18 protein-coding genes are annotated in these 23,750 nt (G+C 33.5%); 7 read left to right on the top strand and 11 right to left on the bottom strand.

The genetic code is table 11. The features are described 5' to 3' along the window. Nucleotides 1-120: 120 nt before the first annotated feature. Nucleotides 121-801, bottom strand: coding sequence for a TerB family tellurite resistance protein (locus tag PQF96_RS07350; protein ID WP_109435020.1), 681 nt, complete (start codon nucleotides 799-801; stop codon nucleotides 121-123). A gap of 356 nt (nucleotides 802-1,157) precedes the next feature. Further along, nucleotides 1,158-1,670 carry a hypothetical protein gene (locus tag PQF96_RS07345; RefSeq protein WP_271765586.1) on the bottom strand — a complete coding sequence of 171 codons (513 nt, stop codon included), beginning with the start codon at nucleotides 1,668-1,670 and terminating at the stop codon, nucleotides 1,158-1,160. Between the two features lie 328 nt (nucleotides 1,671-1,998). Here PQF96_RS07345 and PQF96_RS07340 point away from each other — a divergent pair, with 328 nt between their 5' ends. Next, nucleotides 1,999-2,376 carry a hypothetical protein gene (locus tag PQF96_RS07340; protein ID WP_271765585.1) on the top strand — a complete coding sequence of 126 codons (378 nt, stop codon included), beginning with the start codon at nucleotides 1,999-2,001 and terminating at the stop codon, nucleotides 2,374-2,376. A 72-nt stretch (nucleotides 2,377-2,448) separates the two neighbouring features. Here the strand turns inward: PQF96_RS07340 and PQF96_RS07335 are convergent, their stop codons facing one another. Then, a complete protein-coding gene (locus tag PQF96_RS07335) occupies nucleotides 2,449-3,408 on the bottom strand; it encodes an OmpA/MotB family protein (RefSeq protein ID WP_271765583.1) in 960 nt (319 codons plus the stop codon). A gap of 236 nt (nucleotides 3,409-3,644) precedes the next feature. Further along, nucleotides 3,645-4,421: an exodeoxyribonuclease III gene (locus PQF96_RS07330; RefSeq protein ID WP_271765582.1), complete on the bottom strand. Its 777-nt coding sequence runs from the start codon at nucleotides 4,419-4,421 to the stop codon at nucleotides 3,645-3,647. Nucleotides 4,422-4,579: 158 nt separating this feature from the next. On the opposite strand from PQF96_RS07330, the gene PQF96_RS07325 reads away from it, so the two are divergent. After that, nucleotides 4,580-4,939, top strand: a complete 360-nt coding sequence (locus PQF96_RS07325; RefSeq protein ID WP_143916861.1) for a hypothetical protein — start codon at nucleotides 4,580-4,582, stop codon at nucleotides 4,937-4,939. A 1-nt stretch (nucleotide 4,940) separates the two neighbouring features. Here the strand turns inward: PQF96_RS07325 and PQF96_RS07320 are convergent, their stop codons facing one another. From PQF96_RS07320 to PQF96_RS07310, 3 genes are all read right to left on the bottom strand, one after another. Next, the gene (locus tag PQF96_RS07320) at nucleotides 4,941-7,934 is read right to left on the bottom strand and encodes a T9SS type A sorting domain-containing protein (protein ID WP_271765581.1); all 2,994 of its coding nucleotides are present in this window, start codon (nucleotides 7,932-7,934) and stop codon (nucleotides 4,941-4,943) included. A gap of 319 nt (nucleotides 7,935-8,253) precedes the next feature. After that, the gene (locus PQF96_RS07315; protein WP_109435014.1) at nucleotides 8,254-9,789 is read right to left on the bottom strand and encodes a glycine--tRNA ligase; all 1,536 of its coding nucleotides are present in this window, start codon (nucleotides 9,787-9,789) and stop codon (nucleotides 8,254-8,256) included. A gap of 121 nt (nucleotides 9,790-9,910) precedes the next feature. Beyond that, entirely contained in the window at nucleotides 9,911-10,792 is an 882-nt protein-coding gene (locus tag PQF96_RS07310; protein WP_109435013.1) for a hypothetical protein, read from the bottom strand. Nucleotides 10,793-10,868: 76 nt separating this feature from the next. Here PQF96_RS07310 and PQF96_RS07305 point away from each other — a divergent pair, with 76 nt between their 5' ends. Continuing rightward, nucleotides 10,869-11,549, top strand: a complete 681-nt coding sequence (locus PQF96_RS07305; protein WP_271765579.1) for a ComF family protein — start codon at nucleotides 10,869-10,871, stop codon at nucleotides 11,547-11,549. Between the two features lie 133 nt (nucleotides 11,550-11,682). Then, nucleotides 11,683-13,299, top strand: a complete 1,617-nt coding sequence (locus PQF96_RS07300) for an Ig-like domain-containing protein (protein WP_271765578.1) — start codon at nucleotides 11,683-11,685, stop codon at nucleotides 13,297-13,299. A gap of 27 nt (nucleotides 13,300-13,326) precedes the next feature. Here the strand turns inward: PQF96_RS07300 and PQF96_RS07295 are convergent, their stop codons facing one another. Together PQF96_RS07295 and PQF96_RS07290 are read right to left on the bottom strand one after the other, a co-directional pair. Next, nucleotides 13,327-14,280, bottom strand: a complete 954-nt coding sequence (locus tag PQF96_RS07295) for a proline dehydrogenase family protein (protein WP_271765577.1) — start codon at nucleotides 14,278-14,280, stop codon at nucleotides 13,327-13,329. A 47-nt stretch (nucleotides 14,281-14,327) separates the two neighbouring features. Further along, nucleotides 14,328-14,630 (bottom strand): ArsR/SmtB family transcription factor, encoded by a 303-nt coding sequence (locus PQF96_RS07290; RefSeq protein ID WP_109435072.1) that lies wholly within the window; start codon nucleotides 14,628-14,630, stop codon nucleotides 14,328-14,330. Nucleotides 14,631-14,852: 222 nt separating this feature from the next. Here PQF96_RS07290 and PQF96_RS07285 point away from each other — a divergent pair, with 222 nt between their 5' ends. Further along, on the top strand, nucleotides 14,853-16,205 hold the full coding sequence (locus tag PQF96_RS07285; protein WP_271765576.1) for a short-chain dehydrogenase: 1,353 nt from the start codon (nucleotides 14,853-14,855) through the stop codon (nucleotides 16,203-16,205). Nucleotides 16,206-16,251: 46 nt separating this feature from the next. On the opposite strand, the gene PQF96_RS07280 is transcribed toward PQF96_RS07285, so the two are convergent. Both PQF96_RS07280 and PQF96_RS07275 read right to left on the bottom strand, forming a co-directional pair. Next, complete coding sequence (locus PQF96_RS07280) at nucleotides 16,252-17,034, bottom strand: nitrilase family protein (RefSeq protein ID WP_109435008.1); 783 nt, start codon at nucleotides 17,032-17,034, stop codon at nucleotides 16,252-16,254. Next, a complete protein-coding gene (locus PQF96_RS07275) occupies nucleotides 17,031-17,669 on the bottom strand; it encodes a MarR family winged helix-turn-helix transcriptional regulator (protein WP_271765575.1) in 639 nt (212 codons plus the stop codon). Before PQF96_RS07275 ends, PQF96_RS07280 begins: the two co-directional genes overlap by 4 nt. Nucleotides 17,670-17,808: 139 nt before the next feature. Between PQF96_RS07275 and PQF96_RS07270 the strand changes: the two genes are divergently transcribed. Both PQF96_RS07270 and ileS read left to right on the top strand, forming a co-directional pair. Then, entirely contained in the window at nucleotides 17,809-20,163 is a 2,355-nt protein-coding gene (locus tag PQF96_RS07270; RefSeq protein WP_271765574.1) for a TonB-dependent receptor, read from the top strand. Nucleotides 20,164-20,342: 179 nt separating this feature from the next. Beyond that, nucleotides 20,343-23,747: an isoleucine--tRNA ligase gene (gene ileS / locus PQF96_RS07265; RefSeq protein ID WP_271765573.1), complete on the top strand. Its 3,405-nt coding sequence runs from the start codon at nucleotides 20,343-20,345 to the stop codon at nucleotides 23,745-23,747. The last annotated feature ends 3 nt before the right edge of the window (nucleotides 23,748-23,750 follow it).

Raw genomic sequence — 23,750 nt, 5'->3', positions numbered from 1 at the left:
AAAGAATTCTAATTCATATTTAATTAAAAACCTATTCTCGATACGATTTTTCTTCTGTCACCTCGAGCGGAGTCGAGAGGTCATTACGAAAAATCACTTGAATTGACGGTTATTATAATTCTAATTCAATTGTTCTTTTTTGATTTCGGTCATATCCTTTTGTTTCAACTTATCGATCAAGGTCTGATACATTTCTTTTGGTAATCCACAGGCAATCAAATATTCTTTCATCAACGTTTCTTCTTCTTTTTCGATAGCGCCATCTGCTAATAATACTACAGCTGCCTGGGCCAAAATATTAATTAAGGCTTCTGATGATAACTCACTTCGTGCGCTATTGAGGAAATCAAACACCTGATTATCTTTATTAGCATTTACCTTTACATTTTTATGTATCGCCATTAACTCATCTTTCATTTCCGGGAAGCCTTCAATAGCATCCATAATCTCACGTTCTTCCTCTGGAGCAAAATTACCATCTACTACAGACATATGTGTCATAGAAGCCACTAATGCTTTTGCATAGACAGAAGTTGCCCGTTTTTGGTTTTCGCTAATCTCCTCCTGAGAGCGCTGTAATACTGTTTTTATACTTTCATTATACGCACTCTTGCAGCGATCACATTCATAAAATCTATCCACAGTATCCAATGGGATTACAGGAATAAAGAATAGGGTAAACCATCTGCGATAAAGTTTATTTACCAGATTTCCATCATTACAGTTTGGACATGAATTTGATAATACAGGACTTTCACTCACAGTGTGTTTTATCCCTCTTGTTCCGAAGATAATAAACATAATACGTAGGTTTTTAATGGATTAGGTTGCCGATAAAGATACTATAATAATCCAAAATACCTAATAACAGGGATAATCGATGTGATTAAGCTTAAAAGATTACTTCGTCGCATACCCCTAGTAGTAGCGTTAATATGTATGTCATTCTGGTGTAGACCAGAATCCATAATTATACCATTTACATGTTTCTAAATGGATTACGAATCAAATCTCGAACGATAATATAAGTATAGACCTATCATATCTACGACTCGTATCTCATTATAGATATCCAGAGAACACCATCATAGATCAACAAAAAAACCAGGAGTAGCGGGAAAGATTATGTTTTTTACATTATATGGATACAGCCCGTACTATAACTTATTCACTTTCTTGGCTATACCACATTTTCTACGGGCAGCTCTTTCGGCTAAGGCTGCGGCATTTCTGGCCTGACCCTCAGAACTTCCGTCTTTAATAGCTTCATTATATATTGTTTTGTTTTCTATAAGGCCACGTAGAATACAGACAAACCCTGGGCTGTCTTTACCCTTGAAAGGATTCTTTTTTTTGGGTTTTGCGATCAACTCCCTAAACAAGCGATCTTTTAATACTATATCTTTTTGTACTTCTACTACCAAAGCAAATAGAACATTTTGATCTTCTGGATACATATCATTCACCTTATCCAAGGCATTGGAATACTCATCATTGGTGAACTTAAAATATCCATAGATGTCAAGGTAGTTGCTTTCTCCATTTTCATCCTCCTGCACCTCTTCTTCACTTTGTACTTCTTCTTCGTTCTGGTATTCTTCTTCACTTTCTTGACTCACTCCTTTGATCACAGATACTATTAACATTACAAAAATGGGTAGCCTCTTCATTTGTTTTATAGTTTTAAATTAATTGGGTATAATAAACGTCTGGCAACGTCCTTTTGTTATCTGTCTTCCGTATTTTTGTGCTTTTATATAAAACCTGTATGCTTTTTTGCTATATGCATAATTAAGGATTTTATTTTTGTTAACTAAATCTGTGGCACACTTTTTGGTTTTTATCAATTAAAATGAGTATTTTGACTCGATTTTTAAGGTTATTTTAACAATAAAAAAAGAATTGTCCCGTTAAAGTAACCGGTGTAATTAACCTATAAACTTATAATACATTATTAAACACCCAAACATTATGAAAAAATTATTTCTACTTGTATTCATGCTAGGCGCAACTGTAACTTCTCAAGCTCAGGAAGATTGGACTAAACTTACAGAAGTTTTTGATCAAGTATATTCTTTAGCAACAGATCTTAGCGAACAAACTGAAAAAGTGACTGCGGCAGGCAATGTAATCTCTATAATTACTGGTAAAGGTACCGTATCAGTGCAAAAAAAATTGGATAAGTCTAAGCCTAAGCATTTAAACCATTATCAATATTTTTTACTAACTACTACTGGAAAGAATATTCCATTGGATAAAATGAATGCAGAACGCGTGGTTGAAACTTTCCAGGCAAAATTATTAGAATTAAAAACTACTTTGGCTGAAAATCAAGATGCTGATGTATCAAAAATATTGGACAGTTTATTCAACTAGATATAATAAAATACAATAAAAAGAGCGACTCCAAATGGAGTCGCTCTTTTGTTTTATACTCATCTTGATTGATTATATATCATTTAGCAATTTGGTAATCTCATCCAGTTTTGGAGTTAAGATTACTTCGATACGTCTATTTCTACTTTTACCTGCACTGTTATCATTAGACGCCACAGGGGCAAACTCGCCTCTACCTGCAGCTGTAAGGTTTTGCGGGTCTATTTGCCTATTCTGTACCAAAATATTTACAATGGCAGTTGCTCTTTTTGTCGACAAATCCCAGTTACCAGATAATTGCGCATTCCCTGTGTAAGGTACATTATCAGTATGTCCTTCTATCAATACGGCGATATCAGGATTTTCACCCAATACTTTTCCTAATTGTTTTACTGCTTTTTGTCCTTGAGCTCCAACCGCCCAACTGCCAGATTCGAAAAGGAGTTTGTTTTCCATAGAAATATACACTTTACCATTACGTTCTTCTACCGTAAGACCTTTCCCTTCAAAATTTCGCAGTGCTTTGGAAATTGCATTTTTTAGCGCTTGCATTTTTGCATCTTTGGCAGCAATTAATCCCTCTAATTCATTCACACGTTTAGAGCGCGCCTCTAGGTCACTCTGCAATTTATCCAGACGACTACGTTCTGCCGCCAAGGCACGTTCTTTTTCTTCTAATTGTCTTAATAGTTCTCTATTTTTTCTACTATTGGATGCAATAGCTGCAGAACTATTCTTTTCTAAGGCATCATAAGACTCTTTTAAGTTTTCATAATTAGCCTGTGCTGCATTATATTTTCCTTCAAGATCGTCTCTTTCTGCTTTGAGCTTTTGATACTTGGCATCTAATTCTGCTAATGCTTTCTTATCTGCGCTACTTGTTCTTTCTAACGCTCCTAATTCGTCTTTCATTTTACGATTTTCTCGTTTAAGACGGGCATACTTGCCTTCTAGCTCTTTAAATACTTTTGAAGAAACACATGATGTCATCAAGGTTCCTACCAGTACTAAGAGTGCAATTTTTCTAATCATTTTTATTGTGAGTTTTAAGGGGTTTTTAATTTTCAGTCTCAAAGAAGCAAAGTTGCAAAGAATCTAAGTTTAATATGAAATTAACTCCTCTTCAGGCTTCCAACTTCTGACCTCAGACATTTTTGTGTTGTCGGTCTAAGTCTGTCAAAGACCAATACATTCTTCGTTCAATTCTACTTCAACAACACTTCGACAAGCTCAGTGTGACATTTAAATTCTATTTAGCTTCCTTATCCTTATAGATTATATACTCCTTCTAATTCTACCAAAATCGGACAATGGTCACTATGTTTTGCTTCTGATAGAATAACGGCTCTTTTGAGTTTATCTTGTAATGGTCGTGCCACCATACCATAGTCCAAACGCCATCCTTTATTATTCGCTCTGGCATTGGCTCTATAACTCCACCAGGAATATTGATGTGGTTCTGTATTAAAATGCCTAAACGAATCAATAAAACCACTATCCATAAAATTACCGATCCATTCTCGCTCTACGGGTAAAAATCCAGACACATTTTTATTACGTACCGGATCATGAATATCGATTGCCTGATGGCATATGTTATAATCTCCAAGGATAACCAGATTTGGATAATCTTTCTTTACATCATTGATATACGTATGAAAATCTGCCATGTACTTCAGCTTGTGCTCTAATCGCTCTATATTTGTTCCACTTGGCAGGTATAAACTCATTACAGAAACTCCATTAAAATCTGCTCTTATGTTACGGCCCTCAAAATCCATATACTCTATTCCTGTGCCATACTCTACATGATCCGGAGCAGTCTTTGATAAAATCGCAACACCACTATATCCTTTTTTCTGAGCACTATACCAGAAATTATGAGCATATCCAGCTTCAGCAAATATGTCCAGATCCAATTGTTCTTTGTTAGCTTTTATTTCCTGAAGACAAATAACATCTGGATCGGTTTGTTTCAACCATTCTATAAATCCTTTGTTAAGCGCTGCTCTAATTCCGTTTACATTATAAGAGACGATTTTCATTGTATCTTGATTTAAAATTTTAGTAAAAATAAAACTTACTACTATTTTATCTATACTAAATACAAAACAAATATTAGCATGTTGCAAGCTTATACCAATTACACTTATATTCTAATTTTTTTTTATGATCTTTATGTATCCAATTTAAATGTACAAAAATGAGCAAGTTATATATCCTAGTTATACTTTTAAGTGTATCTAACTGTAAACCCACAAATAGTATGGGGAATAATGATAATACTTCCTCCAATACCATTGTTAAACAAGATATTTCTAAAGAGATGATTGAAAAGGGGTTTAGTAAAGGCACTATTATTAGCAGTAAATCTAAAGACTGCCCTTATATTCTAAATGTTGAGGAATATAACGATAATTTGGATCCTGTAAATCTTAGTGATTTTTTTAAAACTGAAGTTCCTGCACAAGTTTGGGTAAAATTTGCTAGTTTAAGAAGACCTAGTAGATGTAATGATGCTCGACCAGTCTCTATTTTAGAAATCAATACACGTAAAGAGTAAATTATTGTACAACAAACTTTGTAGCATCTGCTTTTCTGCTCTTACCAAATCGAACAAAATAAACTCCAGAACTCGCAAAAGACATATCTAGTTCATATACAAATCTTCCATTAGCATCTTTATTAATCATATTAGAAACGATCACTTGCCCCAACATATTAAAAACATAAATTCTTACTTGTGTTTCTGGTCCAGAATCTGCTTTGGTAATCAGGAATTGATTATCTGGCTCACTAATTACTATTAATCCCGTATCCAGATCCTTATTTTCGCCTATTTCAACAGTATAGTCATGAGTAGTTCCAAAATCCATAGAACCGCAAGCATCGTTTAATAAAGCCCCGTTATTTGTATTCACGTCCCCTGCACGAATTCTAAGTAAATGCCTTCCTAAAGCAGCTTGGTTGTTGATTGTTACTGTAAACTCCTGGTCGGTATCAGCTTCTTCTACAACTACATTATTTAATATAAGTTCTGATTCTTCAAAAACAGAATTGTCATTAAAATCAATCCATAAAGAGATTCGTTCTGATCGATTCTGATCTGCAAATCCGGTTTGTACTGTAAGCGTATAGGTTCCTATTGATCTATTTAAATTAATACTAAAATCATCTGAAAAATCCTCATAACCTGTATTACAGGTTATTGGAGAATTTGTAACATTTGACAACTCAAAAGATCTAATCCCGTCTCCAAACTGCGAACAATTTGAAGTTGGTCTACAAAATTCTCTTTCAATAACTCTTGTAATATTATCATTTTCAGTATTCTCATCGGTTACTAAAGTCGTTCCTATAGTAAATTCAAAATTACCTATACCAATAAGTTCTGCTTGTGTATTGAATGTATAGGACACCTCTTCCTGAGGCTGAATGGTTCCTGTAAAGGTTTCTTCAATTCTTGTTCCATTATTTAACATATAAAAAACAGGAATATTGGTCTGTGCCACGGTTCCATAATTATATAAAGTAACCGTAACTGACTCTGGAGAAACAGAAAGTCCACTATCTAGTGAAGGGGTTATTAATTCTCCTGCACCAACATCAATAGAAAACAAATTAAGAAGTGTTTTATCACTACAATCATTCTCTGGCTTAAGATCTCCTGCCAAATTGGTTTCTGCAGTAATGGTATAGGTTCTCTCTGCAGTAAGATCTGCAGTTGTACCAAATGAGAAGGAAGCGGTCATTCCCGGATCAATAGGACCAGCGAATAGTTCTGTTACCGCTGCTGCTCCATTAATAGAATAATTAACAGCAATATTATTTTGTGTAGTAGATCCAAAATTCTTTAGCGTTACGGTAATTGTTTCGTTATTAGTAAACGTAGCATCATCTTCTGGTACGTCAATACGTATAACTCCAACATCGGCAGTAACATCTTCAGCAATTTTAAATACTCCAACAGCATTTCTTGAATAACTAGCAGGGACATCGACAAAATATTCTGCAATATGCCAGAACGTTTGATCATCGACAGGATCAACAGTAAGTTGTGCATAATCTCCGTATCGATTTTCATCTGTTCGATCGATTCCGGTTCCCAATGCAATGGTTTCTTCTGCAAAGGTCATCGTCCCTAATGGGTCTCCTGCTAATCTACCTGTGTATCGTATTGAAGCAAAGCTATCTGCACTTGCTCCATTATCAGTAGTTCCCATGGTTGTATATGCCATGCCTATATTTCCAAAAATATCCATAGCCATACTTCCACACCATGCACTTTTACCATCTGTAGAGGTATAGGTTCCTTCTTGAAACACTGTCCAGGGTTGTCCATCCCCATTTTGTCTTAATTCATACCAACGTATTCCCGCTACATTATCTGCATCAGGATCTATATCTACTGCAAAATTGAGTACAACAGCATTATAATCACAGAACCTTCTATAGTTACTTGCATACATTACTGCTCCTTGTAGTACGTCAATATCCTGGCCTTCGGTTCCTGGTTGTGGTATATTTCCAAAAGAACCTCCATCAAAAGTAGAATCAAACATGGTTACTGCAATTTCTTCTGCTTCTGCTATAGTAGATTCAGTAGGTGAAACCCAATTTACATCTATTTTCCAGAGTTTTAACATATCCTGGGTAACTCCTTGCCAGTCATCATCCTGAAAATAAATTATTCTGGCATCCCCATCAGGAGGTAATGCATTTCCTATTGCGTTAAAGGATGCCGGACTATAAAAACCTCCTATTCTGGCACCTGGGAGAGGGAATCCTACTATTTTTACATTTTCTTCTGCTTCTCCTCTTAGCATTTTTTCCCTTTCGATCACAAAGACAACTTCACTTGTTTGTACAGACCCCTGATCTTTGTTTGCGGTTACATAATATCCATCAGACCATATAGAAAATTTGGTATAATCGGGAAAACTTCCGGTATTAAATCGATAGATATACCATCCATCATTTACAGGGTCTGGTCCTTGTCCTACTGCTACCAAAAATCCATTGGGAGTATCAGAAAACTGTGTAATTACAAATCGATCTGCAAAACTATCATAAAACACTATGGGATCTCCCAGATCTTCTCCCGGAAATATATTTTCTAAGGATGAAGAAGGAACCAGTACATTCCCACTTCTATCGTGTATCGTAAATTCAAAGTTTTTAGCACTAACATAGTGATTAGGACCAATAGCTCCTGTTGGGTCTGAAGGTGAAAAAGAACTTGTGTTCGCATCAAATGTAAGAGAAGGTGCTTTTGTTGCCCTTGTACTTCCTGCGCTTTTTCCTTTTGCCAATAAAGGGTCCATTCCTCTCGGAAAACCTTTTCCCGGAACAATTCTATTTGCACCTGTCCTTCTGGGGTTTATTTTACCTTCTCTTGGTTTACCCGGAATTAGTTTTTTACCTCCTAAAGGATCAACCGTTCTCATATATTCTGCCGAACTAATCATAGTTGCATTCATGATTTCTTTCTTCTTTTGAGAGAATCCAACAGTAACAAAAAACAGGAAAGTAATAATTACAATCTTCTTTAATAGCATGAGCAATAATTTATATATGAGACTTGGTCATTTTAATATAGAAAACTCATTTTGATCAACCTTCTGCATGAAAGATAAAATTCTTTATACCATAACATTACACTAAGATGAGTTCTATGACTAAAATACAACTAAACTTCAAAATACAGCTATGATAAAGTACTTTATCCTTAGGCATAAAGAAAAAGCCTTTTGTTTTGTAGTTTAATTGTCATTTTAGAAGTAACGGTGTATCAATAATTATACCCCAATACATTCTATTCTAAAATAAAAAAGCTGCCCTGTATAAGGCAGCTTCAGCAAAAAATGTCTTACTATATTATTTTAACCAATATTCGGCATCTGTTTTTTCTGCAATAAGATTTTTTAGATCAGTGATTGGCACTCGTTTTTGCTCCATCGTATCTCGATCCCGAATAGTAACTGTATTATCATTTACAGTATCGTGATCAATAGTAATACAAAATGGAGTTCCATTGGCATCTTGTCTTCGATATCGGCGTCCGATCGCATCTTTCTCATCATAGATTACATTAAATTTCCATTTTAAATCATCAACAATCTGCTGTGCGATCTCTGGCAAACCATCCTTTTTAACTAATGGAAGTATTGCAGCTTTTACCGGAGCTACAACAGCTGGCAATTTTAACACCACTCTGCTCGAACCATCTTCTAATTCTTCATCTTGTAATGCTGTAGAAAATACTGCTAGAAACATCCTATCTAACCCAATGGAGGTTTCGACTACATAAGGCACATAACTTTCTTTTAATTCTGGATCAAAAAACTGTAATTTCTTACCTGAATGTTCTTCATGTGCTTTAAGGTCAAAGTCTGTTCTGGAATGGATTCCTTCTAATTCTTTAAATCCAAATGGGAAATTAAACTCAATATCAGCAGCAGCGTTTGCATAATGTGCTAATTTATCGTGATCGTGAAAACGATAATTTTCTTTACCCAATCCTAATGACAAATGCCAATTTAATCTGGTTTCTTTCCAGTACTCATACCATTTCATTTCTTCTCCGGGGCGCACAAAAAATTGCATTTCCATTTGTTCGAATTCGCGCATTCTAAAAATAAACTGGCGCGCTACAATCTCATTCCTAAATGCTTTTCCTGTTTGAGCTATTCCAAATGGAATTTTCATTCTTCCAGTTTTTTGGACATTTAGAAAGTTAACAAAAATACCTTGAGCAGTCTCTGGCCTCAAGAACAAATCGGTTGCAGACTCTGCAGAAGCTCCTAACTTGGTTCCGAACATCAGATTAAACTGTCGAACTTCTGTCCAGTTTTTGGACCCCGTATCAGGATCTGCTATTTCTAACTCTTCTATTAATGCTTTTACATCAGCAAGGTCTTCATTTTCTAAAGATTTTGCCATACGTTGCACAACTTCTTCCTTTTTGGATAGATACTTTACTACTCTAGGATTGGTAGTTATAAATTGTGCTTCATCAAAAGAATCTCCAAAACGTTTTTTGGCTTTAGCAATCTCTTTCTGAGCCTTTTGATTTAGTTTTTCTGCATAATCCTCTATGAGTACATCGGCTCTATATCTTTTTTTAGAGTCTTTATTATCAATTAGGGGATCGTTAAATGCATCTACATGACCAGAAGCTTTCCAGGTAGTTGGATGCATAAATATTGACGCATCTAAACCAACAATGTTTTGATGCATATTTACCATACTTTTCCACCAATATTCTCTTATGTTTTTTTTAAGTTCTACACCATTTTGACCATAGTCATATACTGCACTTAGTCCATCATAAATCTCACTAGAACCAAAAATATACCCGTACTCTTTAGCATGGGCAATAACCTTTTTAAATTTATCTTCTTGCTTTGCCATTGCGCAAAAATAATTGAATTTATCTAATTAAACACCTACAAAATTAATTTCTATCGAAAGCATAAAAAAACCGTCATATTTTTAAACAATATGACGGTTTTCTAATATTTATTTCAATACATTATTTTAACTCAAACTGTGTGTTAGAGATCATTCTTGGCCCAGAGAATAAGTTAACCACATAGTTCCCTTTTACAAGCTCTCCTTGTGCAGCATCAACCAATACACAAACATCTAAAGCTTCATTTTCATAGAATACTTTATTGCGTCCACTATAAGTAAGTACAGCATCATCAAAATTTACAGATATCTTATCTCCGATCAAGTTATTTTCTGGATTAATTACCTGAACAAAAAGATCTTTATCTCCTTTTTCTGTCAATTTATTTGGAGAAAGTGTAAAACATACTCTTACTTTTTCTGCTCTACTTGCCTTAGAAGAAGTTGATATTTTACCACTGTTACGTACACGTACTCCTTCTGCTTTGATATTTGCAGCAGTAAGTGCAGAACCTCTTTCTACGATATCAGCAAGTTTGGTGTTTTGTGTTTGTAAAGAATCAGATAAAATAATTCTTCTATTTAATGCTACAGAAGTACTATCAAGATCTGTAGCCAATTGCGTATTAGCAGCTGTTAAACTATCTGCCAGCTTAAATAGTCTTTCACGTTCTTTTTTAAGTTTACCTACTTCTCTTCTGTAACGAGAGATCAAAGCTAGATTAGCATCATTGTCTTTTACACTATCTAATAGTACAACAATACGTTCTTTTGCCTTGAGCAAATGATCATCCATTACTTCATTAAGAGCGATAGCATTGTCATATTTTGTGATCAATTCTCCTAATTCGCTTTCAATAAGATCCTTTTCTTGTTGCAAAATTGCTTTATTTTGCTTCTCTTCGTTGTAAAACTTATACGTAAAAATCCCTAGAATAAGCAACAGTGCTCCTAGAACACCAATTAGAATTTTTAGGGTCAAGTTATTGTTTTGAGTTGTCATAATTAAAATTTATTATAATTTTTGATGGTTATTTTAATAGCTAAATATAATAATTAATGTTAATCTCCCTAATAAAATGCTAAGAGACTTAGCGTATTTACTCTATCCTATATATTGTGCTGCCTGTAACAGTCCTCTATATAAAAATGAAAGGTTACTATGTACTTCTTGTAGACACGAGCTCCCTTTAGGCAATTTCCATAACGTAAACGCAAAAAAAATTGAAAAAGTATTTTATGGTCGTGCCAAAATTGAAAATGCAACTTCTCTATTTGTTTTTCATAAGGATAGTTTGGTGCAAAACCTAATTCATAACCTTAAGTATAGGGGTAGAGAGGAAATAGGAACAGAATTAGGGCAATGGCTAGGCTCTGATTTATCACAAATATCTGAATATCAAGATGTTGATATCGTAATCCCTGTTCCACTACATAAAAAAAGATTACAGGAAAGAGGGTATAATCAAGTTGAAAAATTCGGAATTGAAATTGCAAAAAAACTGAGTGCTAAGTACATTGATTCTGTATTGAAAAAAAAATCTTACAATAAAAAACAATCTAAACACGGGCGACTTAGCCGATGGATCAATACATCTGAAACATTTAAGGTTGAAAATGAGTCTTTACTTGTAAATAAACATATTTTATTGATTGATGACATTGTTACAACCGGTGCTACCATAGAAGCTTGTGTAAAGGAATTAAATACCATCCCAGGGATTAAAATTAGTATTGCAACAATGGCTATAACCGAGTAATCTAACATGAAGATGAATTAAATATAAAGTTTTAGTGTTTTTTCTTACAGAAACCTCTAAAATAGTATTTCATTATGTTTTTTGTTTTTTAAATATAGTTGTTTCTTTGTCACTTAAAATCATCTCGGAGCATATGAGCAAAAGATTAAATATGGTATTGCTTACCTTGGTATCATTACTTCTGGTAGTAAATTGTGCCAAAAAAGGTTCGATTACTGGTGGCCCTAAGGATGAGACACCTCCCGTTTTTATTAAAGCCTTACCTCCCAATTTTTCAACAAATTTTGACAGAAATGAGATTCGAATTTATTTTGATGAATATATAAAACTAAACGATGCTCAAAAACAAATCATCGTCTCACCTCCTATGGATCCTAAGCCGACAATTACACCTCTAGGAGTACCCAGCAAATACATTAAAATTAAATTTATTGATACCTTATTAGAAAACACCACCTATAGTATCAATTTTGGAGAAAGTATTGTAGATAATAATGAAGAAAACCCAAACTCTTTTTTTAGATATGTTTTTACTACAGGAGACTTTCTTGATTCTTTAAGTGTAAAAGGCACAATAAGTGACGCTTACCAAAAAGAACCCGATTCCTATATTACCGTTGCACTATATGAGGTTGATGAAAATTATTCGGATTCACTGGTTTACAAAACTGTTCCGCGATACATTACCAATACGCTAGATAGTATTGGTTTTAGTTTACATAATCTAAAAGAAGGGAAATTTAAACTTGTTGCTTTAAAAGATGTTTCAAATAATTATTTATATGAACCTAAACAGGATAAAATAGGGTTTTATGAAGAAATTATCACGCTTCCAGAGGATACAGCAAAAGTATTTAATCTTAATATTTTTAAGGAAATTCTGGATTTTAAGGCATTAAAACCAAAACAGGTATCAAAAAACGAATTTCTTTTTCCTTATGAAGGTCTTTTGGATAGTATGAATGTAAAAATGCTTAGTGATATACCGGATGACTACGATACTCAGGTTTTTCCGGATAAAGAAAAAGATACATTACATTATTGGTTTAGACCATTTTTTGAAGCCGACTCATTGATTTTTGAAGTCACCAATTCTAAAAATTATCGAGATACATTAGTTGCAAGATTTAAGGATCAATATAAAGATTCACTTAAATTAATTTCATCTGTAAAATCCAGTCTTGAACCTAATAAGAACTTTACCTTTTCGGCCAATACTCCTTTGGATAGTATCAATGAGAGTTTAATCTCATTAACCGATAAGGATACATTGGATGTTCCTTTTTCTATAACATTAGATAAAGCTAAAAATGAAGCACAACTTATTTTTGAAAAAACAGAAAGTAATGCTTACAACTTAAAACTACTTCCTGATGCAATAAAAGATTTTATTGGTAATGTTAATGATACGGTACAATTTAATTTCAGAACAAAAAAAATTACCGATTATGGTACAATTTTTCTAACTCTTCAAAATGTCAAAGCCTATCCGGTAATAGTCCAGATCACAAACGATAAGGAAGAAGTAGTTTCAGAAAAAATAGCAAAAAGCCAAGAAACCCTTGTTTTTGAATACCTCAACCCTTCCAAATATTTTATTAGAGTAATTTTTGATCAAAATAATAATGGTAAATGGGATACTGGTAATTTCTTAAAAGGTATACAGCCAGAAGAAATGCGTTATTTCCTTGAGCCTATAGAACTACGAGCAAATTGGGAAATAAAACAAACCTTCACATTAGAAGAGTAACGCAAAGTATATTAGGCTCTAACTCTGTTATTCAGAAATAGGTTCAACAATATCATTTAGAGCTCTAAATAAATTCATCGGATATTCGGCTATCCTATTACATAAATACAAATACCACTCTTTACCGTATACAAAGTATAATTTTGTTGGATACCCTTGCTCTTTTAGAAGAGTTAGCTGTTCTGTTTGGATTCCAAAGAGGCTTTCAAATTCGTAAATATCCTTACTTATTTTATATTTTTGAATAAGTTTAAGTACTTCTTGCTGAATTTTGGAATGATGTGTTGCTATTGAACATTTATGATTCTGAGATAATAATTGATCTACAAAATATAAATATCTCTCGTCTAATTCTTTTCCTCTGGGAATAGAAAGGTGTGCCGGGGTCTCAAAAGCTCCTTTTACCATTCTAATTCTTCCTTCTTCTTGTATTAAATCTTTAAAATCATCCTTTGTTCTGTGAAGATATGCCTGAAGTGTTATTGAAGTATTTTTATAGGTTTTTGATATGGTTTTATATGTATTGAGCACTGCATCTGTTCTATCGATACCCTCTGCACTAATAATTACCTCAATATTATTTTTACTGGCTTCTTTACATATTGAGATCAAATTATTTAAGCACAAATCATTTGAAATTGCCAACCCAATATGAGAAAGGTCAAGAGAAACAGTCGAATTAAGATTTTGGTTTTTAATCTCATGCACTATCCTAATAAATTCGCTAGTTGCATCATTTGCTTCTTTTTCGGTCAGTGTATTTTCTCCCATAAACTCTATTGAGCACTTGAATTTGTTTTTATTCTGGTGTTTAACCTTAAGTATTGTTTCTTCAAGTGTTTCTCCGCCGATATATCTATTAGCAGCTTTTTTAATTGTTTTAAATAGTGCTTCGTTAGAAAGAATAAAATCTTTTACCTCTTCGTTAACTGCTGCTTTTCTTAAAGCATTAGCACCCATTAAAAGTAATTCTTGTTCCATCTTTATATTTTTATTATTGATTTAAGAATTTTAGTCATCTAAAAAAATCAAAGTTCACTCCTCAATGAATTTATATAATTAAGTATTTCTTCTTCGTTTCTTTTATAATAGGTCCATTTTCCAATTCTTGTTGCAGTAAGGACATTTACTTTATGCATCATTGTAAGATAATGTGAAACGGTAGATTGAGACAGACCCGTCTTATCCTGGATATGACAAACACAGACACCATTATTAAAATCAGGTACATTGATTTGTGGAGGAAAGTTATCTTCTGGTTTTTTAAGCCAATGAAGAATATCAACTCGCACCTTATTTGACAATACCTTATTTATTTCTAAAAAATTCATGTTATAAATATACATCAATAAATCGAGATATCTCGATTTATTGATGTATAAATGAAAAAAATGATACCCTATACTTAGCCAAAGTCCAGAAATCATTATATTTCTCAACAAAATATTCCAGAGTAACTTAAGCAAGTTTCACTGAAAAGAGGGTATCATAAATAATACACTTTAATTATTTTTACTTATTATTAAACTATTATACTTAATAAAACTTGGCACATGAAGCATATACATATTCTTTTTGTTTTAGTTGTTTTACTTCTAACAAGTTGTTCTGATGAAAAAACTGACGAAGCTTTATTACAAAAAGACAAGGAAGAACTTATTGAACAACTAGATTCTGATAAAGTATTAGCTTACAAATTTGGAAAAATATGTATCCGATCTTCTGCTGCACAAAATGATGTATCACCCGAGTTTAAGGAGTTTAAAACAAAATTTGATAAAATTTTTAACAAAGTTGTTTCCTATGATATTGAAAATTCCGAAGAGCTTTCTCTTATGGACTATATTTCAATATATCGAGATTACAGAGCAATGAAGAGCTTTGTAGAAGAAACAGATGAAGACATATTTCCAACTTTAACTGAAGCATTAACCAAAGTATATGGAGATTCTATAACCAAAACAGCCCCTTTACTTAGCAATGAAGAAAAGATAGTTATGCAAAATATTGAGCACGCCTTTTTAAGTGCAATTGTTATTGCAAGCCGGGATCTTGGAAAAGAAATTTCTCTATATGAAAGTTCAAAAACAAATCCTGAATTACTCCCTGATAGTGAAATTAAAACCTTGATGCAATATTTTAGAGGTTTTCTATTTTTCGAAAAAAAATTATATTACTTATCAGAAGATGAAATATCCCGAAATATAGTTTGGCTAAACAATAATCCAGACACAGACCTACCACTTACAAGGGCTATATTTCAATGGAGAAATCTTGACAATCAAAAAACTCATATTGGTTTACATGCACTTAATCATCTTTTTAGAGGTTTTGATAGATTGATGATGGAACGTGACATTGATCAGGAACGAGCACTACTCGACTTTGAAGAATTCCTTAATGATGCAGAAAAAATAGGTCTTGATAACGAAATCATTTGGTCCATAGAAACCTATCTGCATCTAAAACAAGAAAACAGTGAAAAAGCGATTTCTTCCCTGGAAAAATTAAAATCCAGCATATTGCTTTCTAAAAAAGAAAAAGAATCTATCGAAGAATCGATTACTTATCTTAAAGATAGAGAACCAGACAAGGTACTTAATGGCATTTATGATAAATACTTCTTAAGTAAGATAGCTACAAAATACATGATATCAATTCTGGCAAAAGTAGATTGGAAAAAATTGATGAAAGAACAGAATATTCCATATACAGATGAGACATTTAAGATTATTGACACCTTCAATAATTTTATAGAAAACATTGACAAATATTCTAGTATGGAGAGTCTTGAAAATGCCGGAGATGAGATAAAAAATCAAGGTTCTAAGTTATGGGATAAAGCTAAAGGGCTTCTTAATGATGATGAATCAGAGGATGAATCCAAAAAAGAGTCAGATGACTAATCAATATTCTGATATCTGAGACTACAGTCACATTTACAAACAAAAACTAATATAACTTAAAATCATCTCTATCCTCAAGAAAAGGCAATTTACCTCTAACTTTTTCAATATGAGATTTGTCTAAAGAAGCGTATAAAATTGCTTCTTTTTCGACTAGCTCTTCTTCTATAACAGAATGACCAAGAACATCATACACTGCAGAATGTCCATTATATTCATATCCTTTTCCATCTAAACCAATTCGATTTACACCAATACAATAACACATATTCTCGATAGCTCTGGCCTTAAGCAATGTATCCCACGCATTAATACGGGGTTTTGGCCAACTTGCTACATACAATAATACATCATAGCCTGTAGTATTTCTCGCCCAAACAGGAAATCTAAGATCATAACATACCTGCAACTTAATATTCCACCCCAAATACTCGATAATTACCTCTTCCTGACCTGATTCGAATACTTCATGCTCTTTGGCCAAAGTAAATAATTGATGTTTATCGTACCACTTGCATGTACCATCAGGTAACATAAAGATCAAACGATTGTAGTACTTATTTTCTTCTTTGACTATTATACTTCCTGTAATAGCACAACTAACCTTTTTAGCCATTGCTGCAAGCCATACCATAGTATCTCCTCGCATGGTCTCAGCAACCTCAAGGGCATTCATAGTAAACCCTGTAGTAAACATCTCCGGGAGAATAATCAAATCTACATCCTGAGTTATCGCCTCAATTTTCTGAGCAAACATTTTTCGATTCTGTACTGGGTTCTCCCATGCCAGATGAGATTGTATAAGCGCTATTTGTAAGGTTTGGTTCATTTTATAGAATACTTATTAATAATTAAATTTAAATCTTTTTCTTCTTCTAAGTATATCGGAAAATGAAATTCATCTAATTTTTTTAAGGTTTTTAGCAAATTTATTTGTTCACTTTTAGATAAACAACCACTCACTGTTTTTGCAGCTTTATGGGCTTCGGCATATGTTTTTATCACATTTTCTTCTCCTATTTTGGTCAGGCGTAGTAGTTTACCTCTTTTGTCTTCTGGGTTTGGAAATTGTTCAATCAACTCATTTTTCAATAATCGTTTAATTACTTCCATTCCAGAAGATTTATCATAAGCCATTTTTCTAATCAAATCTGTTTTGCCAATAGAACCAGCTCTGTGAAGAATTGCTGTAAAGGCAAAATCCATATCAGTTGTAAAAGGTAAATCAACCAGTGCAGATTTAATATATGAATTAGAATACCTACTCATTCTACCTATGTATGCTGCTATTTCTGCTTCTATGCTATGCCCTGTAATTTCATACTCTTCAGTCGAAACCGTTTTATCCATTCGTTTAGACAACCAATCTGTAAATGATTTAATATGAATTTCACCATCTGATCTGCTTTTCACAAATTCTCCTGTTAAACTAATTAACTCTTTTATTAATTCATAAATTTTCATTAATTATAATTTTTTAACACTAAATTAAAATAATATAGTGCTATATAGTTGTTTTTTTGTTTAATATTTGTGCAAAAAAAATAAACACTTTGTTTTGTTAATCAAAAATATAGTTATAACCATTATAAGCTACACTATCATGAAAATCAAAAATACTGTTTTAATACTTTCTATACTATTTGTTTCTCATATGCATGCCCAAGTATATGGAGAACTCTCTGGAAATGTAACCGATCAAACCGGGCAATTTATTTTAGGGGCTTCAGTTTTTCTTGAAGGAACAGAAAAAGGAGCGCAAACCGATTTTGATGGAAACTACAGAATTGAAAATATAACTCCAGGATCCTATAATTTAATCGTTAGTTATGTTGGTTTTGAAACACAAACCAAATTTAATGTTATTGTAAAATCAAAAGGAACGCCCACTAACAATTTTGTTCTGAAAGAGTCTACAGAAGCATTGGATGAAGTGGTTATAAGTAATGCTAACAAAATAAGTAGACCAAAAGAAACTCCATTATCCACACAGTCATTATCTGCTGTAGAAATTGCCACCTACCCAGGAAGCAACAATGATGTAGTACAGGTTGCCCAAACACTTCCTGGTGTTTCTCCCTCTATTGGAGGTTTTCGTAATGATTTGATAATTCGAGGTGGAGCTCCTAATGAAACTGTCTATTATCTAGACGGAATAGAAGTTCCTAATATCAATCACTTTAGTACTCAAGGAAGTGCTGGAGGCCCTGTTGGACTTATTAATGTATCATTCATAGATAATGTAACACTATCTACCTCATCTTTTGGCGCTCAGTATGACAACCCACTTTCTGGAGTATTACAGTTTAGTCAGCGCCAGGGAAACAACAGAGGTTTTAACGGTAATTTTCGTATTAGTGCTAGTGAAGCGGCACTTACACTAGAAGGACCTCTTTTTAAAGGTAAAAACGAAGAAGCAAAAACTACTTTTTTGGTATCAGCAAGACGAAGTTATCTACAATTTTTGTTTGAAGTTATTGGTCTTCCATTTAGACCCAATTACTGGGATTATCAATACAAAATAAACCATAAGATCGACACTTACAATGACATCAGTTTTATCGGTTTAGGCTCTATTGATGATTTTTCGGTAGAAGCACCAGATGATTTTGATGCAGAACAACAAGCACAACTAGATCAGGCTCCTTTTATTAATCAACGTACTAATGCTATGGGTTTATCCTGGAAACGACGTTTTAAAGATGGATCCGGTTTTATGGAAACAACTGTGAGCAACAACACTTTGGTTAATGAATTTACTCGATATGAAGATCCTGAAAATGAAACTGGAGTGATTTTTAGTAACGATGCCACCGAATCTGAAACTAAGTTACGTTACCAACTCACAAAATTCATTGATGATTGGAAATTTACCACAGGTTTTAATACACAATATTCTGATTATAGTAATGAAACCGTAAATCTAACCGATAATAATATTTTTAACACTGAGATAGATTTCTTCAAGTATGGACTTTTTGCGAATGTAACTAAATCGTTCTTCAGTGATAAATTAGATGTATCCTTTGGTTTTAGAGTAGACGATGATACTTTTACAGAAGAGAATAATATCTTATCTACATTCTCTCCAAGATTGTCATTATCCTATGAGTTTAAAGAAAACTGGAGATTAAATGGGTCGATAGGTAGATATTACAAATTACCTCCTTATACCATTTTAGGATTCAGAAATAATAATAATGTCCTTGTAAATCAAGATGTAGATTATACTGTAAGTGATCATTATGTACTTGGCTTGCAACACTATTTTGGTCCTTCATCAAGTATTTCTTTAGAGGGGTTCTACAAACGTTATGATGATTATCCGGTTTCAGTCTTAGATGGCGTCTCTCTTGCCAATAAAGGTGCAGACTTCGAAATTTTAGGAAGTGAAGATGTCTCAACTGTTGGTAAAGGAAGAAGCTATGGAGCAGAGCTTCAATTTCAGCAAAAACTGACTAATAACTTTTATGGAATCTTTGCCTATACCTGGTTTTATAGTGAATTTACTGGCTTTGATAGAAACAACTATTTACCATCTGTATGGGATAGTCGTCATCTTATTTCATTTACAGGCGGCTATAAACTAAAGAAGAATTGGGAGATCAGTACTAGATATCGCTTTGCAGGCAACACGCCTTTTGTCCCTACTGATCTTAATGCTACTTTGGCTAATTATCCCGAAGTTATTTTGGATTATGATCGTTTAGGAGAAGAGAAACTAGATACCTTTAGTCAACTCGACCTGCGTATCGATAAAAAATGGAATTTCAAAAATCTTTCGTTAAATGTATTTATCGAAGCTCAAAATGTTTTAGGACAAGAAATCCCAGAACCTACACAGTTCGGACTTAATAGAGATACTACCGGAACAATCGTAGAACCAAGAAGTCTAGCAGCAATTGAAACAGAATCAGGTCAAATTATACCCAGTATAGGAATTGTTATAGATTTCTAAAACCAAGAAAAAATCTGTACAGCATCTTAGGGCATTTTTAATGATTTTTTGCCAAAAAAAGAAAAGCTTTGTTAAAAAATCATATTTACCTAACATTTATTTTATATCACGGTATCATTTCAGGCTTCTTTTTTCCAGAAAATCCTTATTTTCGCAGACTTAATAGAAAGAACGATCAAATGAGCACGAAGTTTCCTGAATATAAAGGACTTGACTTACCTAAAGTAGCTAACGAAATACTAGACTTCTGGCAACAGAATAACATATTCGACAAAAGTATTAGTGAGCGTGATGGAGCAGAACCGTTTGTCTTTTTCGAAGGCCCTCCTTCGGCAAATGGATTACCTGGAATTCATCATGTAATGGCACGTGCTATTAAAGATATTTTTTGTCGTTATAAAACACAAAAAGGATATCAGGTACAACGTAAAGCAGGATGGGATACTCACGGACTTCCTGTTGAGCTTGGAGTAGAAAAAGAATTGGGTATTACCAAAGAAGATATTGGTAAAAAGATCACGATAGAAGAGTATAATGAAGCTTGTAAAAAAGCCGTTATGCGATATACCGATATCTGGAATGACCTTACTCAAAAAATAGGATATTGGGTAGATATGGAGGATCCATATATCACCTACAAATCCAAATACATGGAGAGTGTATGGTGGTTACTTTCACAAATTTACAATAAGGGTTTATTATATAAAGGCTATACAATACAACCTTATTCTCCTAAGGCAGGAACAGGATTAAGTTCTCATGAGCTTAATCAACCAGGAACATACCAAGATGTTACAGATACTACGGTTGTTGCTCAATTCGAAACCAAACAAGATACGTTGCCTTCTTTTCTTAAAGATATTGAAGGAACAATTTATTTTTTAGCATGGACAACAACTCCATGGACACTTCCATCAAATACAGCATTAACTGTTGGTCCAAAAATTGATTATGTTGTTGTAAAAACATTGAACCAATATACTTTTGAGCCCACTAATGTCATTCTTGCTAAAAACTTAGTAGGGAAACAATTTTCTGGAAAATTTGTTCAGGTAGAGACCGAAGAAGAAGTTAATGTTTTTAAAGAAGGAGATAAAAAAATCCCTTATTTCATTTTAAAAGAATGTAAAGGAGTTGACCTTATTGATATTCGTTATAAACAACTTATTGACTATGTACAACCCTATCATAATCCAGAAAATGCATTTAGAGTAATCGCTGGTGATTTTGTTACTACAGAAGATGGTACTGGTATTGTACATACATCTCCTACTTTTGGTGCAGATGATGCTTTTGTTGCTAAACAAGCTACTCCAGAAGTCCCTGCATTATTAGTAATGGATGAAAACGACAATCTTGTTCCTACTGTTGACTTACAAGGTCGATTCATTAAGGAAATGGGAGATCTTGGCGGTAAATATGTAAAAAATGAATATTATGACGATGGAGAAGCTCCAGAGAAATCTGTAGATGTAGAAATCGCTATCAAACTTAAAATAGAAAATAAAGCTTTTAAGGTAGAAAAATACCTACACAGTTACCCTAACTGTTGGCGTACAGATAAACCTGTATTATACTATCCTCTGGACTCGTGGTTTATAAAAGTTACTGATTTTAAAGATCGTATGCACGAACTTAATCTTGGTATCAATTGGAAGCCCAAAGCTACAGGAGAAGGGCGATTTGGTAACTGGTTAGCTAATGCGAATGACTGGAACCTTTCTCGTTCTCGTTTCTGGGGAATTCCTTTACCTATCTGGAGAACAGATGATGGTAAAGAAGAACTTATGATCGGCTCTGTAGAACAATTGAAAACAGAGATGGCAAAAGCTATAGAAGCGGGAGTAATGGAAGCTGATATTTTTGCCGATTTTGTAATTGGTGATATGAGTGAAGAAAACTATAATAAAGTAGATCTTCATAAAAATGTAGTTGATAAAATCACTTTAGTTTCTGCATCAGGAAAACCAATGAATCGCGAAAGTGACTTAATTGATGTATGGTTTGATTCTGGATCAATGCCATATGCGCAATGGCACTATCCATTTGAAAATAAAGAAAAAGTAGAATCAGGTGAAAGAAAAGCTGATTTTATTGCAGAAGGAGTGGATCAAACTCGTGGTTGGTTTTATACCTTACATGCAATAGGCACTATGATTTTTGATGATGTAGCTTATAAAAATGTAGTTTCTAATGGCTTGGTATTGGATAAGAATGGTCAGAAAATGTCTAAAAGACTTGGCAATGCTGTTGATCCTTTTGAAACTTTAAAAACCTATGGCCCTGATGCTACTCGTTGGTATATGATTAGCAATGCCAACCCTTGGGACAACTTAAAATTTGATTCTGAAGGTATTGCAGAAGTACGGCGTAAGTTTTTTGGTACACTTTATAACACCTATTCGTTCTTTACCTTATATGCTAATATCGATAATTTCTCCTATACCGAAGCTGATATAGCATTAGCCGAACGTCCAGAAATTGATCGTTGGATTTTAAGTGAGTTACACACATTAATCAAAAATGTAGATGAATATTATAATGATTATGAACCTACAAAAGCTGCAAGAGCTATTTCTGATTTTGTGCAAGAAAACTTAAGTAACTGGTTTGTAAGATTAAGTAGAAGAAGATATTGGAAAGGAGATTATCAACAAGATAAGATTTCTGCCTATCAGACATTATATACCTGTATGCTCACAATAACTAAGCTTGGAGCTCCAATCGCACCATTTTTTATGGATCGATTGTATAAGGATTTGGTAGCCGGTACTCAACAAGAAACATCAGAAAGTGTTCACCTTGCTCATTTTCCAATATATGATGAGACTTTTGTTGACAAAGCACTTGAGCATAAAATGCAAAAGGCACAAACTATTTCTTCTTTGGTGCTTTCTTTACGTCAAAAAGAAAAGATCAAAGTACGTCAACCATTACAGCGCATAATGATTCCGGTGCTAAATGAAGCTGAAAAAAAGGAGATAAATGATATTGCTGATTTGGTAAAAAGTGAAGTCAATGTTAAAGAAATAGAACTTATTGATGATGCTTCTGGGATACTAGTAAAACAAATCAAACCTAATTTCAAAGCATTAGGCCCTCGTTTCGGAAAAGATATGAAACTGATTGCCAATAAGATACAATCTTTCGATCAAGAAATCATCAAAATTCTTGAACAAACTGGCAGTTTTGATGTAGAAATTAATGATAAAATTATTACTTTAGGTACCGATGATGTAGAAATCAGTTCTCAAGATATTGAGGGTTGGTTAGTAGCAAACTCTGGTGCTTTGACTGTTGCATTAGATGTAACAATAAGTCCAGATCTTAAAAAAGAGGGAATTGCAAGAGAACTTATTAATCGTATTCAGAATATTCGTAAGGATAGTGGTCTGGAGGTAACTGATAAAATAGAAATTGTTTTTCAGGAAAATGAAGAAATCCAGGAAGCTATTGCTAGTAATGAGAATTATATTAAAAATGAAACCTTAACTGAGACAATTGAATTTGCTTCGGATGTAATAAACGGTACAGAAATTGCGTTTGACGACATTGCAACTCAATTGATAATTAAAAAACATTAAGAA

The sequence above is a fragment of the Aquimarina algiphila genome, assembly GCF_947494415.1.
In the GTDB taxonomy this organism is placed as follows: domain Bacteria; phylum Bacteroidota; class Bacteroidia; order Flavobacteriales; family Flavobacteriaceae; genus Aquimarina; species Aquimarina algiphila.
The sequence above is the reverse complement of the archived record's forward strand: the minus strand, read 5'-3'. Positions and strand labels throughout refer to the sequence as shown.

Bases quoted from the DNA above. Each gene is read 5' to 3' on its own strand.
- PQF96_RS07315 (WP_109435014.1), bottom strand. From the start codon at position 9,789: ATGGCAAAGCAAGAAGATAAATTTAAAAAGGTTATTGCCCATGCTAAA.
- PQF96_RS07270 (WP_271765574.1), top strand. From the start codon at position 17,809: ATGAAAATCAAAAATACTGTTTTAATACTTTCTATACTATTTGTTTCT.
- PQF96_RS07345 (WP_271765586.1), bottom strand. From the start codon at position 1,670: ATGAAGAGGCTACCCATTTTTGTAATGTTAATAGTATCTGTGATCAAA.
- PQF96_RS07335 (WP_271765583.1), bottom strand. From the start codon at position 3,408: ATGATTAGAAAAATTGCACTCTTAGTACTGGTAGGAACCTTGATGACA.
- PQF96_RS07340 (WP_271765585.1), top strand. From the start codon at position 1,999: ATGCTAGGCGCAACTGTAACTTCTCAAGCTCAGGAAGATTGGACTAAA.
- PQF96_RS07310 (WP_109435013.1), bottom strand. From the start codon at position 10,792: ATGACAACTCAAAACAATAACTTGACCCTAAAAATTCTAATTGGTGTT.
- PQF96_RS07305 (WP_271765579.1), top strand. From the start codon at position 10,869: ATGCTAAGAGACTTAGCGTATTTACTCTATCCTATATATTGTGCTGCC.
- PQF96_RS07280 (WP_109435008.1), bottom strand. From the start codon at position 17,034: ATGAACCAAACCTTACAAATAGCGCTTATACAATCTCATCTGGCATGG.
- PQF96_RS07320 (WP_271765581.1), bottom strand. From the start codon at position 7,934: ATGCTATTAAAGAAGATTGTAATTATTACTTTCCTGTTTTTTGTTACT.
- PQF96_RS07330 (WP_271765582.1), bottom strand. From the start codon at position 4,421: ATGAAAATCGTCTCTTATAATGTAAACGGAATTAGAGCAGCGCTTAAC.
- PQF96_RS07350 (WP_109435020.1), bottom strand. From the start codon at position 801: ATGTTTATTATCTTCGGAACAAGAGGGATAAAACACACTGTGAGTGAA.
- ileS (WP_271765573.1), top strand. From the start codon at position 20,343: ATGAGCACGAAGTTTCCTGAATATAAAGGACTTGACTTACCTAAAGTA.
- PQF96_RS07325 (WP_143916861.1), top strand. From the start codon at position 4,580: ATGAGCAAGTTATATATCCTAGTTATACTTTTAAGTGTATCTAACTGT.
- PQF96_RS07285 (WP_271765576.1), top strand. From the start codon at position 14,853: ATGAAGCATATACATATTCTTTTTGTTTTAGTTGTTTTACTTCTAACA.
- PQF96_RS07295 (WP_271765577.1), bottom strand. From the start codon at position 14,280: ATGGAACAAGAATTACTTTTAATGGGTGCTAATGCTTTAAGAAAAGCA.
- PQF96_RS07275 (WP_271765575.1), bottom strand. From the start codon at position 17,669: ATGAAAATTTATGAATTAATAAAAGAGTTAATTAGTTTAACAGGAGAA.
- PQF96_RS07290 (WP_109435072.1), bottom strand. From the start codon at position 14,630: ATGAATTTTTTAGAAATAAATAAGGTATTGTCAAATAAGGTGCGAGTT.
- PQF96_RS07300 (WP_271765578.1), top strand. From the start codon at position 11,683: ATGAGCAAAAGATTAAATATGGTATTGCTTACCTTGGTATCATTACTT.